The organism is Priestia sp. SB1, assembly GCF_038898415.1.
Genome location: NZ_JBBJSS010000002.1, coordinates 190,759 through 208,339 on the forward strand (window position 1 = coordinate 190,759; position 17,581 = coordinate 208,339).

General features: G+C 33.3%; 15 protein-coding genes. 8 read left to right on the top strand and 7 right to left on the bottom strand.

The features are described 5' to 3' along the window. Positions 1 to 165: 165 nt before the first annotated feature. Both WKH56_RS06330 and WKH56_RS06335 read right to left on the bottom strand, forming a co-directional pair. Positions 166 to 717 carry a hypothetical protein gene (locus WKH56_RS06330; RefSeq protein ID WP_342834926.1) on the bottom strand — a complete coding sequence of 184 codons (552 nt, stop codon included), beginning with the start codon at positions 715 to 717 and terminating at the stop codon, positions 166 to 168. Further along, positions 714 to 1,664, bottom strand: coding sequence for a hypothetical protein (locus tag WKH56_RS06335; RefSeq protein ID WP_342834927.1), 951 nt, complete (start codon positions 1,662 to 1,664; stop codon positions 714 to 716). The genes WKH56_RS06330 and WKH56_RS06335 overlap by 4 nt, the downstream gene beginning before the upstream one ends. Positions 1,665 to 1,924: 260 nt before the next feature. Here WKH56_RS06335 and WKH56_RS06340 point away from each other — a divergent pair, with 260 nt between their 5' ends. After that, positions 1,925 to 2,419, top strand: coding sequence for a hypothetical protein (locus tag WKH56_RS06340; RefSeq protein ID WP_342834928.1), 495 nt, complete (start codon positions 1,925 to 1,927; stop codon positions 2,417 to 2,419). Between the two features lie 390 nt (positions 2,420 to 2,809). Next, entirely contained in the window at positions 2,810 to 3,349 is a 540-nt protein-coding gene (locus WKH56_RS06345; protein WP_342834929.1) for a hypothetical protein, read from the top strand. A 111-nt stretch (positions 3,350 to 3,460) separates the two neighbouring features. Here WKH56_RS06345 and WKH56_RS06350 read toward each other — a convergent pair whose 3' ends face one another. Continuing rightward, the gene (locus WKH56_RS06350; RefSeq protein WP_316910636.1) at positions 3,461 to 3,883 is read right to left on the bottom strand and encodes a hypothetical protein; all 423 of its coding nucleotides are present in this window, start codon (positions 3,881 to 3,883) and stop codon (positions 3,461 to 3,463) included. Between the two features lie 348 nt (positions 3,884 to 4,231). Between WKH56_RS06350 and WKH56_RS06355 the strand changes: the two genes are divergently transcribed. Together WKH56_RS06355 and WKH56_RS06360 are read left to right on the top strand one after the other, a co-directional pair. Beyond that, positions 4,232 to 4,810, top strand: a complete 579-nt coding sequence (locus WKH56_RS06355) for a hypothetical protein (protein ID WP_342834930.1) — start codon at positions 4,232 to 4,234, stop codon at positions 4,808 to 4,810. Positions 4,811 to 4,960: 150 nt separating this feature from the next. Then, positions 4,961 to 5,401: a YkoF family thiamine-binding protein gene (locus WKH56_RS06360; protein ID WP_342834931.1), complete on the top strand. Its 441-nt coding sequence runs from the start codon at positions 4,961 to 4,963 to the stop codon at positions 5,399 to 5,401. 47 nt (positions 5,402 to 5,448) lie between these two features. Here WKH56_RS06360 and WKH56_RS06365 read toward each other — a convergent pair whose 3' ends face one another. Beyond that, positions 5,449 to 6,339, bottom strand: a complete 891-nt coding sequence (locus WKH56_RS06365; RefSeq protein WP_342834932.1) for a peptidylprolyl isomerase — start codon at positions 6,337 to 6,339, stop codon at positions 5,449 to 5,451. 308 nt (positions 6,340 to 6,647) lie between these two features. Here WKH56_RS06365 and tkt point away from each other — a divergent pair, with 308 nt between their 5' ends. Then, positions 6,648 to 8,642, top strand: coding sequence for a transketolase (tkt, locus tag WKH56_RS06370; protein WP_342834933.1), 1,995 nt, complete (start codon positions 6,648 to 6,650; stop codon positions 8,640 to 8,642). 176 nt (positions 8,643 to 8,818) lie between these two features. Then, positions 8,819 to 9,403, top strand: a complete 585-nt coding sequence (locus WKH56_RS06375) for a hypothetical protein (RefSeq protein WP_342834934.1) — start codon at positions 8,819 to 8,821, stop codon at positions 9,401 to 9,403. Between the two features lie 31 nt (positions 9,404 to 9,434). Here the strand turns inward: WKH56_RS06375 and WKH56_RS06380 are convergent, their stop codons facing one another. Then, complete coding sequence (locus WKH56_RS06380; protein WP_342834935.1) at positions 9,435 to 9,791, bottom strand: YolD-like family protein; 357 nt, start codon at positions 9,789 to 9,791, stop codon at positions 9,435 to 9,437. 165 nt (positions 9,792 to 9,956) lie between these two features. On the opposite strand from WKH56_RS06380, the gene WKH56_RS06385 reads away from it, so the two are divergent. Then, complete coding sequence (locus WKH56_RS06385) at positions 9,957 to 10,520, top strand: cob(I)yrinic acid a,c-diamide adenosyltransferase (protein WP_342834936.1); 564 nt, start codon at positions 9,957 to 9,959, stop codon at positions 10,518 to 10,520. A 1,373-nt stretch (positions 10,521 to 11,893) separates the two neighbouring features. Here the strand turns inward: WKH56_RS06385 and WKH56_RS06390 are convergent. Together WKH56_RS06390 and WKH56_RS06395 are read right to left on the bottom strand one after the other, a co-directional pair. After that, positions 11,894 to 13,357 (bottom strand): hypothetical protein, encoded by a 1,464-nt coding sequence (locus WKH56_RS06390; RefSeq protein ID WP_342834937.1) that lies wholly within the window; start codon positions 13,355 to 13,357, stop codon positions 11,894 to 11,896. A 673-nt stretch (positions 13,358 to 14,030) separates the two neighbouring features. Next, positions 14,031 to 15,221, bottom strand: coding sequence for a replication initiator protein A (locus tag WKH56_RS06395; RefSeq protein WP_316910627.1), 1,191 nt, complete (start codon positions 15,219 to 15,221; stop codon positions 14,031 to 14,033). Between the two features lie 753 nt (positions 15,222 to 15,974). Here WKH56_RS06395 and WKH56_RS06400 point away from each other — a divergent pair. Next, positions 15,975 to 17,534 (top strand): ATP-binding protein, encoded by a 1,560-nt coding sequence (locus WKH56_RS06400; RefSeq protein ID WP_342834938.1) that lies wholly within the window; start codon positions 15,975 to 15,977, stop codon positions 17,532 to 17,534. Positions 17,535 to 17,581: the final 47 nt, after the last annotated feature.

Below are 17,581 nucleotides of genomic sequence, written 5' to 3' on the forward strand. Positions count from 1 at the left end.
TAAAAGATAGGAGAAAGTATTAATTAAAAACCCCTTGCCAGAATGGTTAGCAAGGGGTCATACAAAGTAGGAGAGTTTTACTGAAACTTGTAATAGTTATAGCCTAAGACTGTTAAAAATATACCTTGTATGGTTACAAAGAAAAACAGGAGTGAATCCTGTTTTTTAATATTTCCAGTCGATTTTGTTTGTATTACTGGTTAAATTAAAACCGCTAGAAAATGCTTTTTTTCCTACTCGCATTGTCATTGAGTTATCTTGAGTAAATGTGTTCTCAAGCTTTACTGATCCTAAGCTTTTAACTAGGTATGCTGGATTAGAGGCTTTATGAACGAAGATAGCACGGTTTCTATATAATTGTAGTGATTTTAAGTATGGAGAATCGTTTTGTACAAAGTCTCCTGTTAAAACTCCTGCGTAGTTATGACGAAGTGCTACGTTACCGTCAAATGTCTTTACTACACGTAAGAACTGCTCAGCGTTGCCGCCTTTGTCGTTTTTATAGAAATTGTTATATACATTTACGTGATCACCGTATGTAGCAGCTACCATAGCGGTCATAGTTCCATAAGCTGTATTGTTACGGATAGTAATTCTATCCCCACGGCTTATATAACCATAATTGAAATTAACTGATGTGTTATTCTCAAATACAATATCCTCAGCTGTTGAGTGAGTACCGTACCCACTATTACCAGAAGCTAGTGTATATCTCACTGGACTACTGCTGTATTATTAGCGGCGTAACCAGAACGAGAAGGGGTTACACCTGAGAAGTCAATTCCGCGACGAATATTTGTGAAATAGCTATTTGTAACTCGTGTATAAAGACCGCCATAATCTTGGATACCGTAACCAGAATTAATATCTTTTGTTGTGCCTAGGTTTGCGTACATTCTATTTACAGTTGTCTTGTATGTGCGATCCAATAGTATTCCAAGCGTTTTAGAATTTCTAACTTCTACATTTTCTAACTTAGAGTTATTTGTTGCTTCGACTAATACTAAAGGCTTGTTAGAGTTAAAGGGTTGAGGGTAGGAAAAAGAAACGTTCTCCATTACTAATTGCTTGTCCTCGTATCCTGTAACGGTTACTTTCTCTCCGGAAACATAGTAAGAATCTCTTAAAGCTGTTTCAAAGTAAATTTTGTTTTTTTCTACTTTGCTAACACGTAAAAGTTCACCCTTACTTAAATAACCTCGATTATCCCATTTCCAAAGCTTTGAAGATTTTAAATGAATTAAGTCTCCAGGTTGAATTCCTTTTGTTGAATAAACAACAATATAATTTTGCCCTTTCTTAGCAGAATCCCACATTACTGTATTTAAAGTTGCTGCGTTGTGAAAAGTGAAGGCCACTTCTTTGTTTCTCAACGTTGTTTTAACAATGTTGGCTTTTCCACCAGTTGTAGTAATTTTCACAGTGTGATCCACTGTAAGAGGTTTGTTTATATAATAGGTAGCTCCACCTTTTAGAACTACATTTTTTGATGCATTTAAAGCTCTTTGGAGAGCAGCTGTATCTGGAAGGTTGTCACTTCCGTTTGCTCCGTATTGTTCAGGGGTTACTGCCTTGTCTGTTAATGCAAATGTGTGGTCCATTGTTGTAAATTGAAAACCACATACAACTAGTGCTCCCACAGTCCATTTATGAATTGATTTCATATATTCACCTTCTTTCGAAGCGAATATACACAAATTAATGACTTATGGATAAAAATTAGAAAATTTAAAAAAGGGCTAATATGTAAGTTTTAATAGGATTGGATGTGCTTAGTCATAATTTACCTCAACTGATTTTATAGTTACATTTACACCCTTAAAATACTTTTTTTTCATATACTAAGAATTTGATAAACATATTTTCCTATAAAATGTTATATATTAGGATGTGTTTTAAAAAATATTCGATAGGGGGCACTTTATTGAAATATGTCACATTTGTAATAGATCCTTTTGGGAAAGTAGTCAGAATTTATGTGGATGAGTGTTGTAACGGATTGAAAACAGCAATTGCAATGATATTAGGGACTATTTTAGGAATGATTATTATAGGACTTATATTTGCTTTTGTAATGGACAAAATTTATGAATTTAGAACAATTATTATTACTTTGTTTTCTGTCATAACACCTTTAATTATTATTTTAGGAAGAGCAAAAATAAGTACTCTCTCTTCTTTTTTAAATTTCTGTTATAAACTTTTCATAGCTCCTCTATTTGTCATAGTTATGTATACAGGAATTACGTACAAAACCACCTGGTTTGATAACATTGATTATTCTAGTATTTCAGCTTGCATTCCCTTTTTATTATATCTGTTTTTATTCCCTGTAATTTGCTGGTATATTAGTGCCGTACTTGGAGGCTTAGTGGAATTGCTTGCTGGAATAGACGAAGAGAAAAAATCATACAGTTAATAAGAAAGGCGGCCTTCAGAAATTCGAATGCCGTTTTTTTATTCGCTTCCAAAAACCATTTATTTATAATTAACATTTTTCCACCCTTTAAATGGGTACTAAGTCATATCCACAATCATACATATGATTTTTATAAGGAGTAGCTAATAGGGTTTCTATTTCTAATTAAATATCTAACTAACAAACGCCTTAATCTGTGCATATTAAAAATTTATTTTCTGTAAAGAAATAACAAATCGCTCTATAATAGGGTTTTGCTTAATTTACTTAACTACTAACTTACTAGTTAAGTTCTTAAAAGTTGTTGTAAACTTGGATAGATGTGCCAAATAAATTGAATTCTAAAAATTCATTCTCGGAAAAATCTTTAATTTAAAAGGGGAGGAAATTATGTATTTTAAACCGCAAAAAGCATTTAAAACAGATGAAGGGCATACATTATTGGTTGGGGAGTTGGGGGAGGAAAGTGTTTTTAAGGTCCGTTTTAATTTGGAAAAATTAGACCACGATGGCGAAGTCAATATTAAAGTAGGAAAACTTCTTTTTGACGGTAAAGGGAACTATATTAAAACAATAGATAAATGTTTTAATAAATACGGAGAAATTATAATTATAGGGAAGATTGAAGGTAGTGCAAAAGCGTATATACCTAACGTTAATTTTGTGAGATGGAGCAAAATATACTCTTATTGCTTCTTTGATTTTGATCATAACTCTTATTTAGAAACGTTTAAAACATCTAAAGAACAACCCCTATTTGACTTCTTGTATAAATTTAATAATAAATATGAAATAGGAATACCAAAATTTCTTAAAGGGAAAGGAGGGGACGAAATTGAGGAAATAAAAGATTTGCATAATGGAGAAGAGTTTTCAGTTATAACTGGTATTAAAAAACTTGCTGCGGACAAAGTGCCAAATTACTATTAAGAGGGTTAATGATACACTAACTCTAAATTTTCTAGTTATTTGCAGAGCCCTTTAAAAATAAAAATTAAAGAAGACACCAATATATAACTGGTGTCTTTTTTATTTAAAAATTTAGTTAACTGACTTGAATATTATTTTCTTTTGAAACTCAGAAATGAAGGTGCCTTTTTTGTTTGGCTCCTCTGGAGATAAAGCTATTACAATGCTTTTAAATTGATCTTCTACTTTCTTATTTAACCTTGTGTATAGCTTTTTGTTACTTCTGCGACAAGTAGTGCTGGATAAAGAAGCTTTGCTGCTGTTATCCAAATAGATATTAATCTTTTGGAAACCAGGCACCTTTCTGTCACTTTCTATCTTTAATTTTAAATCTTTAAACTGTAAATGAAGAACTTCTACGCTCTTATAAGGGCTTACGTTGTTTCTAATGACATTTGTAAGTAACTTATTTAACGTATAAGATATTACAGTTCTTTCAATTGCTAATGATATATCTTCTAAAATTAAAGACAATTCTTCCTTAATAAAATTCAATGAACTCACATCCTTTGCTTATTTTTAAGAGTGTACCTTGTAATTGATTAGATTAGGGTAAATACTTGAAAAACATAAGCGGTTAAACAAAGGTGAACACGTTAATTTGGTAGAAAGATGAAAGTAGAAATTTTTTCTCCAGATAGTGATTTAAGTTTTGTTCCTACGAGTATGAGTTGATATACTAATTATACCAAAAACTTTCTATTCTTTTTTTATGTAAGTAAGAAAAAGGGTGCTAAAATACTTCCGTAATATCAATAGAAAGGAAAGTAGAAAAGCAATTATACATAAGTTACAAAACTAACTAAAATTAAGAATTTGCTGTGTTGAGGAAGGAAGAAAATAGTGAAGAGAAGGCTATTAAATAAACAAAATAAGAATAAACACAATCCAATATTAGAACCTATTAAAAACGTCTATAAAACAAAAAATGAGCAATACAATAACAATAATAACGAATACGTTAGCGGTGAAAATACAATCTGCCATTTTGAAATAAGTTCTATTCAAGATTGGAAGTTTGGAATAATGCTACGTAAAAAGAACAAGTTGTTATTTTTTGCTGAACATAAGGATTTATCCAAAAAATTTAATCCAGAAGATGCCTATGTATCAGAAGAGATTGAAGGAGGAAACGATGTAATAAGACGAATTATTCCTCTTCTAAAGGATTTAAACCTTAACTCTGAAAAGCATTTTTCTCTTTCTTATGAAATTGGAAAACTACCAGAGATAATGAAACCTAGAGAAGTATTTGAGCGTTGCTCGGATGTTTTAAGAGAAGAATTCTTAGAAGAAGTAAGTATCTCCGGTGTAACTGTTAATAAGCCTAATCAAACTGGACTTAAAAATGGAGATTCTGTAATGGTAGGAAGCCGACGATTTACCGTTCATATTGAAGATGAAAAGATCACCTTCAAATAAAACATTTAGGCCTTATTGTTAAATTGCTAACAGTAAGGCTTTTTTTGTTTTGCAAGAGCTAGTAACGGAAGTTTCTTTGCTTTTTTTACCAAAAGAAAAAATAGCTGCTAATATATTTTTATAAATCGAATATATTGGAGGAAATTAATAATGAAAACTGAGAAAAGTTATTACGACTTTACTACGGAAGAACGAATTAATGACGAAGGCAAGGTTGATATTAAACACGATTTAAGAGGAATAATTGCAGATCAAGGTTATATCTATACAAAAGAAGAGTTTGTAAATATAGAAAAAAGTTTTATGGCTAAGTTAATAAACAACAACTATGTACAATTGGCTATAGAAACTATCGAAGAAAGTGATTTAAGAAAACCGGTATTTACTATGAATAATCTTTTAGAAGGCTACATTTATGAATTAGATTCAATAATTGCTGTTGAAAAATGTAAACACAATCAACAATTTAAACTAGAAAAAGTGGATGAACGTTTAGGTTTAACGGTTACAATGTTAGAAGGGAAAGACAAAGGACGAGTACGTTATCCTTTCCCTTCTCAAATAAAAAATAGTTGCACACTAAAAAAATAAAATTATAAAAAGGCTTATTGCATAGTATTTAGCAATAAGCCTTTTCATTATTGTGCAGATGTTGAAGCAGTTGAAGTAGCAGAGTCGAGAAGAGTTTTAATAGACTTTTTGAGGTCTTTGTCTTTAATTTCTACTTCATCGTCTTTTTTCAACTTTTTAATAACATCTTGATATGATTTAGCGTGCTCAGAAAGATAAGCTTTTTCCACCTGATCTTTAGCTTGCTCATATGTTTTCTGTTTACGCTCTGTTACTTTAATAATGTGGTAGCCATAATCAGTTTTAATTACATCGCTAATTGTATTAAGTTTAATAGAGAATGCTGCGTCAGAGAACTCAGTTACCATATCCCCACGTTTAAACTCACCTAGATCGCCACCGTTAGAGGCTGTAGCTGTATCAATAGAATATTCTTTAGCAAGTTTTGAGAAGTCTCCGCCTTCATCAAGTTTTTTCTTAATTTCGTTAGCAGCCTTTTCATCTTGAACAAGAATATGGGAAGCTTTAGCAGTTTCAAACTCCTCTTTGTGCTTTTCGTAGTAAGCTTTCAGTTTCTTCTCGCTCTTATCTACACCGGCAGTAACAGCTTTTTGTTGAATAAGAGATAGCTCAATTTGTTTCTTAAGAGCTGCTTCATTTTTAATGCCGCTACTTTCTAATGCTGACTTAAATTCTTCATCGGAAGAGAATTGCTTTTTCACCGTTTTTAGTTCTGCTTCTATTTCCTTGTCAGTAACAGAGTAATTGTTACGTAAAACCTTTTCTTCAATAAGTTGCTCTAATGCAGTTGCTCCGCTCGTATCTACCATTTTGTTATAGAGATCATCTTTAGTAATATTACCTGATTTTGTTTCTACAAGATTGTCGCTACCTAAAGAGCAAGCAGATAATCCAACTAAAGCAGCTCCTAGAGTAACCGTTGCAATAACTTTTTTCATTGATTAGTGACTCCTAACTAATAAGTATTTAAATTATAGAGTGAATTATATGGTTATGAGATTATACAAAAAAAGGGGAGATATAGAGTTTTTTTGTCGTGTCTTCTATTACAGATAAAAAAGCGGAACTTATAGTGGAGAAAAAGATAAATTAGGACTAGTATAAAAAAGATAAATTTTAATGGTAAGTAACCATTGTCTTACAATTTATCTATGGAATAGAATCACTGTGTTCCATACTTTTATTTGCATTGATTTGCAAGGAGGTGTAAACGGCAACATTTACAAGAATGAAGCCGATATATATTATGACAAAAAACATAGAACAATTAGCAGTAAATACAATTCGTACATTATCTATTGATGCTATTAACGAAGCTAACTCTGGACATCCGGGGCTTCCAATGGGCGCAGCGCCAATGGCATATACATTATTCAGTAAACATTTAAACCATAATCCTAAAAATTCAAAATGGTTCAATCGTGATCGTTTTGTTTTATCAGCAGGGCACGGTTCAATGTTACTTTATAGCTTATTGCACTTAACTGGCCATAACTTATCATTAGAAGATGTTAAGTCATTCCGTAAATTAAATAGCAAAACTCCTGGCCATCCAGAGTTCGGTCATACAGATGGTGTAGAAGCTACTACCGGTCCTCTTGGTCAAGGTATTTCAACAGCAGTTGGTATGGCTATGGCTGAAGAGCACCTACGTGCACGTTACAACAAAAAAGGTCATAACGTAGTTGATCACTATACATATGCTTTAGTTGGTGACGGTTGTTTAATGGAAGGTGTAGCATATGAAGCAGCTTCTATGGCTGGTCATATGAAACTAGACCGCTTAATCGTGTTATACGATTCTAATAATATCTCATTAGATGGTGAGTTAAACTTGTCATTCAGTGAAGATGTGAAGAAACGTTTTGAATCATCTAATTGGCAATATTTAAAAGTGGAAGATGGTAATGATTTAGCTGCAATTGAAAAAGCGATTGCTGAAGCGAAGAAAAATACTACGCAACCAACTATCATTGAAGTGCGAACTACAATTGGTTTTGGTAGCCCTAAAGTAGCTGGTACTAGCAAAGCTCACGGTAACCCATTAGGCGAAGAAGAAGCGAAAGCTACTAAACAAGCTTATGGCTGGAACTATGATGAAAAGTTCTTTGTACCTGCAGAAGTAAAAGAACATTTTGCTAACTTAGCGGACAAAGGTGCAGAGAAAGAAGAAGATTGGAATAAACAATTCGCTTCTTACAAAAAAGATTTCCCTGAATTAGCTGAGGAATTAGAAAAAGCTATCCGCTTAGAGTTTGATGAGAAAGAAGTAGCTACTTTCGAAACAGGCACAAAAGTTTCAACTCGTAATGCTTCAGGTAGTGCGATTAACTTCTTTGCTGAAAAAGTACCTTACTTGTTCGGTGGTTCTGCAGACTTATCTGGTTCAACAATTACAGATATTAAAGGTGCAGGTAAATTCGCTGTCGAAGGTTACGATCAACGTAACGTTTACTTCGGAGTACGTGAGCACGCTATGGGAGCTGCGTTAAATGGTATGGCATTACACGGAGGCGTGAAACCTTTTGGTGGAACATTCTTCGTATTTAATGACTACTTACGTCCAGCTATTCGTTTAGCTTCAATTCAAAAGTTACCGGTAACCTATGTGTTCACTCACGATTCAATTGCAGTAGGGGAAGACGGTCCTACACACGAGCCTGTTGAACAATTAGCAAACTTACGTGCAATCCCTGGTTTAACAGTTATTCGTCCTAGTGATGCAAACGAAACAGCTTCAGCTTGGGCTTATTCATTAAGCAAGAAAGATGAGCCAGTAGCATTAGTTTTATCTCGCCAAAACTTAGAAGTGTTTGAAGAGACTAAAGGGAATGTAGAAGCTTTATCTAAAGGCGCATACGTCTTAAAAGAAGCAGAAGGCACTCCAGAGGTTATCTTAATTGCTACGGGTTCTGAGGTGGAACTTGCGGTTAAGGCGCGTGAGGAGCTAATTAAACAAGGCTTAAAAGGCGTTCGAGTAGTAGCTATGCCAAGCTGGGAGTTATTTGAGAAACAACCTAAAGAATATAAAGAATCAATTCTACCAAGATCAGTGAAAAAACGTGTAGCAATTGAAATGGGAACAACTTTAGGCTGGGAGCGTTACGTTGGTTTAGATGGAGCAATTGTAGGTATTGATACATTTGGTGCATCTGGTCCAGGATCTGAAGTATTAAACTACTTTGTTTTTACAGTAGATAACGTAGTAACTGTAGCTAAAGATTTAGTAGCTAAGAAGTAATAAGCCGCTAAATACATAATGTAAAAAGGCGTTTAAACAAATGTTTGTTTAAACGCCTTTTTTCTAGATTAGAAAGAGTGGATACGCGTGAAAATAATTTTAGATGAACGAATAAAGTTGTTTCTTTAAAGCGGTGTGTTTCAAGTGGGAAAGCTTTTTCTGGAGGTGTTTTAAACGTGCATAAGATAAAAAAACATATATGGATGGAGCAAGCACTAAAATTAAATCAAACAATAAAAATGGAAGTGGATTTATGGTGTATTTATTCCGCTAAGAGTCTAAAATTTGAGGATTATGTTAAAAAAACGAAAATTAATTTTCAGGAATCTACCGTAGAAGAAGCTCTTAAAAGATACTATAAAGAAAATGAATTCTTTACCAATCACTCTTTTCTTCCTGCAGAGTTAGAAAAAAGCTTTAATGAAATTACTGGAAGAGGGCTTGATATTGATATTAAATATAGTTACAAAGAGGGAATAGAATTTATACCATTTCACATCGGTGGAAATTGGACAGATAAGGAATTACAAAGCCTACTAAGGAATGGATTAGAGTATTACAAAAACAATGCAATTGAAATAGCGATGCGGTTTGGGAATTCTACTGAAGAATTATATGAAAAATGGCTACTTGGATATTTTAAACAAGAAATAGTACAAGATCCGGAAATTCAAAACGCCTTTAAAGCAAGGGTGCAATTCTTTAATGAATATATTGAGCATATTGCTACAGATAACAAAACACATAGAAGCACCTTGTAACTAAAGGGTTCCTATGTGTTTTTTGTTTTAGTCATTCAAATGTAATAGCCACAATATTTTCTAATTCCATTTTGTTTTTAAAACCAAATAAGTCTATAAACATAAAGGTTTTACTGTTAACATCTACAGCAACTATCTCTCCAGGTTCAGTGTCGCAATGGCCGTTCTTATAATGTGTTAATTGAATTGTTCTACGACTGTGCAATGCTTCCCCTAAAGCTTCGTTAATCTCTTCCTGTTGTTCCTCAGATAGGAGTGGCTTTTCTACTTTGTTTAGTTCATCAAAAACTTTCTTTAATCCTATGTATTGTTCTGGTATGGATGCAAAAGGTCTCCATTTCCTCATTCCTCTATCGTTTATCTCTTTACCTTTAAACTCATTTTTCATTTCAAACCCTCCACAGAACATTTGTTCTTATTTTAAATCAAACTCCTTTCGCTATGAAAGAGCTATATAAAAAAAGGGAAGGGTTCTATACTGTATTATCTCTCATTATTTTTAGTTTTTTCAGGTAAAGAACCAATTAACCCTTAATATATAAGGGAAAGGGGAGTGGTTAATTTGTCAAAGATTTATACTAAAACAGGTGATAAGGGTACAACATCTTTAGTTAATGGTAAGAGGATTTCAAAAGCTGATATTCGGGTTGATTGTTATGGGACTGTTGATGAATTAAATTCATTTATTGGTCTGGCTCTCAGTCAATTATCTTTAAGGGATGCGGAACTAGAAAAAGACATTAGAGAAACGTTTCATACGGTTCAAACGAAATTGTTTTATGTAGGAGCTGATTTATCTACGCCTGCTGCAGATGAAGTGAAGTGGCGTTTAGAGGAAAGTGACATTCGATTTCTAGAAAAGAAAATTGACGAGTGGACTGCGTGTGTACCAGAACTTGCTTCGTTTATTTTACCTGGAGGAGTAGAAGCTGCTGCATCTTTCCACGTTGCTCGTACTATTTGTAGAAGATCTGAAAGAACAATTGTAAGCATTATTGATGTAGTAAACCCTCTGTCTCTACAGTATGTTAACCGCTTATCAGATTTCTTGTTTGTCGCGGCAAGATATATTAACTACCTACAAGGGAACAAGGATACAATCCTAAAAACTACTTAATGATTGGCTAATTAAAAAACCGTATAAACTACGGTTTTTTTACAAAAGTATCGTACCCTAGATGCCTGTTTACAGTTTTATAGACTGAAAGTATCGTACCCTAGATGCCTGTTTGGACAAAAAGTATCGTACCCTAGATGCCTGTTTGTAGTTTTATAGAGCAGAGTATCGTACCTTAGATGCCTGTTTGTAGTTTTATAGACTAGAAGTATCGTACCCTAGATGCCTGTTTATGCTTTTATATTAAATAACGCTCTTTATGATATCTCTCGTATTCCTAAAAATAATTGAACCACCTTAATAAGTATTGAACAAACCTTTGGGATGATTATGTTCTACACCTATTCATTTACCAGTGCTTGTAAGCTAACTGGTTGTTTAAGAAGGTATCTATATAGGAATTGAATACAGCAGTATCTTTAGGGAGGGGAAGCTTACTAGCGGGTATTTATTGCAGAATTTTTAGATGTGGTGGATTTTGCAGAGACCAACTAGTGCTGGTAGATCTCAGTAGTATATTTAGTTCATCTGACTATGCTTTTGATGTTCTAAGGGTATTTTGTGTGCGTTTTTAATTAAAGCCTGCAAGGGGCTTTTAAACCTTGTGCATATGCAGTAAAATCCTGAATACATATATAAGATGTTTTGTGGTTAAACTACCCATACTCAGTTAGCTTAAATAATGTATGCAACTATATTTAAGTTCTACAGATTTTCACTGTTTAACATACAATATACGCAACAACGCTCTGTGCGCTATATTAGCTTTTACGATATCACACATAAAATGTGTTTAAGTTGCATTTAGTCAAATAATGTTGTTTATTGTGAAAAAAATATGGAAATAGGTTACCTAAGTTATAAAAAAAGTGAAAAAAATTAGACATAGTTTTTATTCATTATTTTGAATGTGAGCTGAAAAGCTCTTAGTACCTTAATTAATAAGTATATTTAGTACATTCTTTCAGTACAATAATTTAGAACCTTTATTTAGAACCATTAATAACTTAGTACTTATAAAGCTTGCTGTTAAAGGATTTCTAGCTCGGTTTAAAAACAACGAGAAGAACGAGAAAGCTATTTGCAATTAGTTCTTATCTTTTAACAGGAATGTTTGGCAAATAACAAATAAATATTAACTAATTACATAATAAAAATAATATTTCACTGTTATTTAAAAACAATTTACATAACTTTTTTAACAATTCACAGCCAATATTTCAGTAAAAAAAATAAGCCTAATGGCTTTTTTTGTCTGAAAATCGTTATTTTAGAGAGAAATGACATAAAAAAATCTCTTTTAATTAAAGGGAAAGGTAGCTTATATAAAAACTGAAACGCTAAAGCCCACTCACCAGAAGGTCAGTGTTTGCCTATGCGCTTACATCAGTTAAATTTTGCCTATGTTCTTGCTGAAAGGAAAAATAATCCTTGAGCGATTGCTTTTCAGTTTCAAATAAAGCAATAGATCCATTTGTAAACAATGCTTTATTCCCATAGGATTTTACTTGGTCTGTAAGCTTATCTAATTGTTCGTATGTACGAGCTTTAAGTGAACGTAAGCTGTCTAAAGCACACTGTAGGCTAGTCCAATTACGCTTTTTCTTAACTTTTTCAACTTCTTCGCTTGAAGCCGTTTGTAATACTTCTACATCTTTGGCAAGAGCGTCATAACGTGAAATAACCCATTTTTCATACCAGATGCTTAAAACATCGCTGATATGTGCCACTCTGTTATATTTTTCTCGAATCGGCTGGATGTGCTCGTAAACTTCAATAAAACCTACTTCTTCACCAAGCGCTTGAGTAGAAACTTCTTTATGTAAGAACTCGTTATTCAACAAACTTTTAATGCTTTCGCCTTGGTGAACGTAGTTTTTCATTTCTTGCGTAACTTCATCGCAAATAAGCGTACTAAAGTAGGCTGAGGCTTGCTTAGGGTTCGCTAATAGTTCAGGTTTAGAATGGAATGCTAAAGAAAGCTTCTTAATAGCTGCGTTGTAAATAAAGCGTGCTAGTTTTAAAAGCTCGTCTTTGGCACCACTAATAACCCCTTGTTTCATTGATTTTTGTTTTTCGATCTTTAAAAGGGACTTGTATAGGGACATACCAACACCTTCAATTTCCTTGCAAAGTTCGTCGTTTATGTATTCTGGGAAACCAGCTTGATAGATATGTTTACGTAAAAGGTCTCTTTCTGTTTGGTTTTCAAGAAAATCATTAAGTGTTCCTTTTTTAAAAGAAAAAACGATGGCATCAGTATGGTTTTCTGTATAAGAATATGGATTATTTTCCAAATTAATAGAAACCACGTTATTAAGATCAGAGTCCTTAATAGCGCGAATAGAGTCTTCTAAACGTGACTTAGTAAAGAAGCGATTGCCCTGATTCTTAGTATTGGGCACAATTTCGTGATATTTAAACATTACTTTTTCGGATTTTAAAGTAGACATACGAAAAGCGGCCATTAAGAGTAGGCGTTTTGCATTAAGAGGTAACGAACGAAATGCTTCAGTGTAAAAGAACGAATACTTCTTGCAGTACTTGTCAGTATGTTTATTAAATCCAAGGTTGCGAGTAGGGCCTAAAGTGAAACGATATTTAGTTCCTTCCTCTGTTTCGTCAGGAATGAATACATTTTGACGTTTGGAAGAAGAAAGTCTTTTAATCATTTCCTTCATATATTTTCTTTTAGTACCTACACAATTCGAAGTTTGAGTAGGGGAGATTTGAATGACTCCATCCCAATCAACATTTAGCAAGGAGACAAGACAAACATCGAATTCTTTAGACGATACATTATGTAATAAAAAATGATACGTTTCTTCAAAAATCATATTTGTTTTACTCCTTTCGCTAAATTTTTTGGTATAAGAAGATAATACCCAAAGACAAGAAAATATAAAATATCGTACCCTAGATGCCTGTTTATCGTACCCTAGATGCCTGTTTTAATTGAACACACGTACCCTAGATGCCTGTTTACGAAAAAGGAGGGTATCGTACCCTAGATGCCCGTTTGAACAAAAAGTATCGTACCCTAGATGCCTGTTTGTGAAAAAAAGGGGTATCGTACCCTAGATGCCTGTTTTATTAGAAAATATCGTACCCTAGATGCCTGTTTTAAATATAAGGTGAGAAGGACGATATCAAAAAAAATAGTAACGTTCTGAAAAAGTGTTGATATCATTAGTTTTTTAACAAAAGATGTAGTTAATTTACTTTAAAAGTAAATTAATTAAGTAAATAGTTTGATATCGTACCCTAGATGCCTGTTTGGACAAAAAGTATCGTACCCTAGATGCCTGTTTACGAAAAAGGAGGGTATCGTACCCTAGATGCCTGTTTGGACAAAAAGTATCGTACCCTAGATGCCTGTTTGTGAAAAAAAGGGGTATCGTACCCTAGATGCCTGTTTAGATGAAAGTATCGTACCCTAGATGCCTGTTTACACTAAAAAAAAAATTAAAATTTTTTTTAGAAAATAAAAAACGCTACGAATTGTAGCGTTTAATTAAGTGGTAAGTTTAATTGTTCACCGTTTATAAGCGGTTTTTGTTTGGTTTTTGAAAGGATATTAATTAACCATTCAGATGGTTTAATAACTAAAGAATGGACTCTATTTCCTTTTTCTGAACCCATAAAGTAAAACTTTTCTATGACTTCTGCATTTACTAAATCTTCGCAAGCTCTTTCTACAACTTCTTTGTTTCGGACTGGTTTTGGTGATTCCAACTTTAATTGTTTGTAGACGACATTGATTGGAAGTAGATAAGTTTGGTCTTCTCTAATGTATTCTTCTTTGTTCGCCATATTACCTATTCCACTTATCATAGAATAAATTGCCTTGCTAGTATCTGTTCTAAGTTCATCCCATAAGGCTAGACTGATTAGAGAATAATATCCGTTCTCAATGGACTCATATATGTGTGGAGAAAATTGAATTTCGTATTTTCTTGATCTAACTCTTCCGCTCTGATCTTCATCAACAAATTCTCTATCAGCAATAATAAGATTAAAACGTTCTGTAACATATCTTGTTCCTGTTTTAATATCGTATGCATCTTGAAAGACAACAGAAGTATTTCTTAGTTTTTCAAGTGAGTCCCTCAACATTTGATATTGGCGGCCACCATACCCCATATTCATTTTGTCTAGCAATTGATACTCAGTGAATGAAAGCCAACTATTTTGTCCTTGGTCGTCCCATAGAGCGAATAAAGCAAAGAGTGTCTTCGCATCATTTAGCGTTAAAAGAAGTCCCATATCATTGTGATAAGTTAGTTTTCTAACTCCTTCCTGCTCAAACGTTATATAGCCTTGCTTTTTCCCTTGATCAATTAATTTTTTACTTCTGCCTGGATAAAAAGGAGTGGCGTTTAAAATGTTAGTATCAACCTTACTTGTTAATCGACTGTTAACACGCCTAAGCTCTCTAGCTTTTTCGACTAATTTTACGGCTGTTTCAATAGTTTCAATGACTGATTTTTCAATGACTTTTCCGTTCTTTTCTTTTTGTTTATATAGTTTTAACTCTTCTTCCTGCAGAAGATCTTTTGCATCTTTAAAATCATTAAGTTTAAATTTGCGCATTGCTTCTATTCTTTTAGCTGCTTCTAAAAATGTTGCTTCGTCATCCTTCTTATCATTTTGAATAAGTTCGGCTGCAAAATCCTTTACTTTATCTGAGAATACACTCATTGGTACAACCTCCTTGAATTACTTGCCTATAGTTTAAAAGAAAAATGTGGAATCCACAAGTTAAATGAGAAAATAGTACCGTATCTCCGTTGCACCTTTTTCTAAAAAGAGAGGGAAAGTACCGTACCTTAATTGCACCTTTTTCTAAAAAGAAAGGAAAGTACCGTACCTTAATTGCACCTTTTTCTAAAAAGAGAGGGAAAGTACCGTACCTCCGTTGCACCTTTTTCTAAAAAGAGAGGGAAAGTACCGTACCTCCGTTGCACCTTTTTCTAAAAAAAGAGAGGGAAAGTACCGTACCTTAATTGCACCTTTTTCTAAAAAAAGAGAGGGAAAGTACCGTACCTTAATTGCACCTTTTTCTAAAAAGAAAGGAAAGTACCGTACCTCCGTTGCACCTTTTTCTAAAAAGAAAGGAAAAGTACCGTACCTTAATTGCACCTTTCAAACTTTTTAACATTAATTCAAAATATTTATATATTTGCTAATAACAGTATGGCTATATTACGGAAATTAAAAACTTGTAGCTGTTATTGTAATTTTATCTTTACAAATAAAGAAGTTTAGTTTAAAAATAGTAGATAGAGTTGTGACCCTTTATATATTTCGCCCAAAAAAAATAAATGGGTTTTTTACTTTTTGGGGTTTTTTATAAATCAAGATATTTAGAATTTAATTATTTTTTTTAAGAAAAAAACAATTAAATAGTAAAAAAGATAGATGTAATAAGAAATGATTGGATAGGTGACCTAATTGAAGGAACAACATAGTAATACTGTAGATATAACTCCCAGTGTAAGAATTTTTACGGTTTTAAGAAACACTGGTTTTGATATTAAAGCAGCCACAGCAGAATTGCTAGATAATGCAGTAGATGCAAATGCCAGGGAAATTGATTTGTATGCTTATATTAGCGATCAGGGAAAGAAAAACCTATTAGTAGTTGACGATGGTATGGGAATGTCAACAGATGCATTGAAAGCTTCTCTAACATTAGCTGAATTGTCCAAGGGTGGAATTGACGAACTTGGTAAGTATGGTATGGGATGGAAAACTGCCGCTCTAAGTTTAAGTAGAAAATTTGAGATTTTTACAATGACAGCTAAAAGTGGAATTGTAATGTATGCAGAATTTGATGTAGATAAGATGGAAGAAAAAAATAAGTTTGAAGCAGAAATCCGAGAAGCTACTGAAGATGAAGCGAATTTTTTCCTTAGTAAATTAGGAAGAGGTAAAAGATCAGGTACAGTCATTCGTATAGCTGATTGTGATCGATTTGATCCTAGCGCAACTACATATGCTAATCAAATGGAAATTTATATTGGTAAGTACTTTAAGAATTTTATTGAAAAAGGTCTTTCGTTCACTGTTAGTGATGTTCCTGGTAAAGGAAAAAGAATTAAACCTATTGATTGTTTAATGCGTAACGATCAAGAAACACAAATTGTAGCGGATAGAGAAGAAGTGAAAATTTCTTACTCGGATGGCGGTAGAGATGCTACTACAATGGTTTTAATTACTGCTGCCGTTATGCCAAAACCTTTTGCTAGAAATGAATACGATGAAATAGTTGCTCGACCAAAAAAACGTGATGAAGTGCCTGTTACAAAAGCAAATCAGGGTATTTATTTCTTTAGAGAGCAAAGGTTGGTTGCTCCAGCACGAGCAACACTTAATTTGTTTGGAGACAAAAATGGTGCTAAAACAAGATTTAGAATAGAGATTTACTTTAAAAGTGAGTTAGATAATGAAATAAATATGGACTTCCATAAGGAGAATGTTAAGCCAACGTCAAGGTTAGCTAGTCAGCTTAGCGATGCAATTAGACCTTATATGCGAAAAATGGCAGATATTATTGATGCAGAAGAAATGGAAGAAACAAACAAGAGAGCAAAAGCAAGGTCATCACAGATATGGGAGGCTAGCCCAATAAAAGAATGGGATGAAAAGGATAAAATTGCTAGCGCGGAAAGTGTTAATGAGTTTTTAAGAACTGCTAATTCAGATGAAATATTTGATGCGTTACAAAAGAAACACAAACCTCTTACTGATTCTCTTAAGCGTGATAAGCCTGACTTAGGCGAATATAGTGGAAAGTCTCTGACGGAATTAGTTTCTGATCTTAGCTCAGTGGACTTTAGTGACAAGCAAACTGCTACAGTCGCTCCTGAAGTTAATTATATGGATGCGGTAAGTTATTCTGCAGCGGTTGGTAAAACTCTAAAAAGTAATTCTACTCCTAAAGAAGTAAAAGAAGCGATTTTGGAGAACTTAGGTTTAGGTCATTTAGTGAAAGAAATTTTAAGTAAATAAAAGAGTTAAAAAGCTTGTCTTAATATTAAGACAAGCTTTTTCTTTAT

Bases quoted from the DNA above. Each gene is read 5' to 3' on its own strand.
- WKH56_RS06395 (WP_316910627.1), bottom strand. From the start codon at position 15,221: ATGAGTGTATTCTCAGATAAAGTAAAGGATTTTGCAGCCGAACTTATT.
- WKH56_RS06345 (WP_342834929.1), top strand. From the start codon at position 2,810: ATGTATTTTAAACCGCAAAAAGCATTTAAAACAGATGAAGGGCATACA.
- tkt (WP_342834933.1), top strand. From the start codon at position 6,648: ATGACAAAAAACATAGAACAATTAGCAGTAAATACAATTCGTACATTA.
- WKH56_RS06365 (WP_342834932.1), bottom strand. From the start codon at position 6,339: ATGAAAAAAGTTATTGCAACGGTTACTCTAGGAGCTGCTTTAGTTGGA.
- WKH56_RS06380 (WP_342834935.1), bottom strand. From the start codon at position 9,791: ATGAAAAATGAGTTTAAAGGTAAAGAGATAAACGATAGAGGAATGAGG.
- WKH56_RS06335 (WP_342834927.1), bottom strand. From the start codon at position 1,664: ATGAAATCAATTCATAAATGGACTGTGGGAGCACTAGTTGTATGTGGT.
- WKH56_RS06360 (WP_342834931.1), top strand. From the start codon at position 4,961: ATGAAAACTGAGAAAAGTTATTACGACTTTACTACGGAAGAACGAATT.
- WKH56_RS06390 (WP_342834937.1), bottom strand. From the start codon at position 13,357: ATGATTTTTGAAGAAACGTATCATTTTTTATTACATAATGTATCGTCT.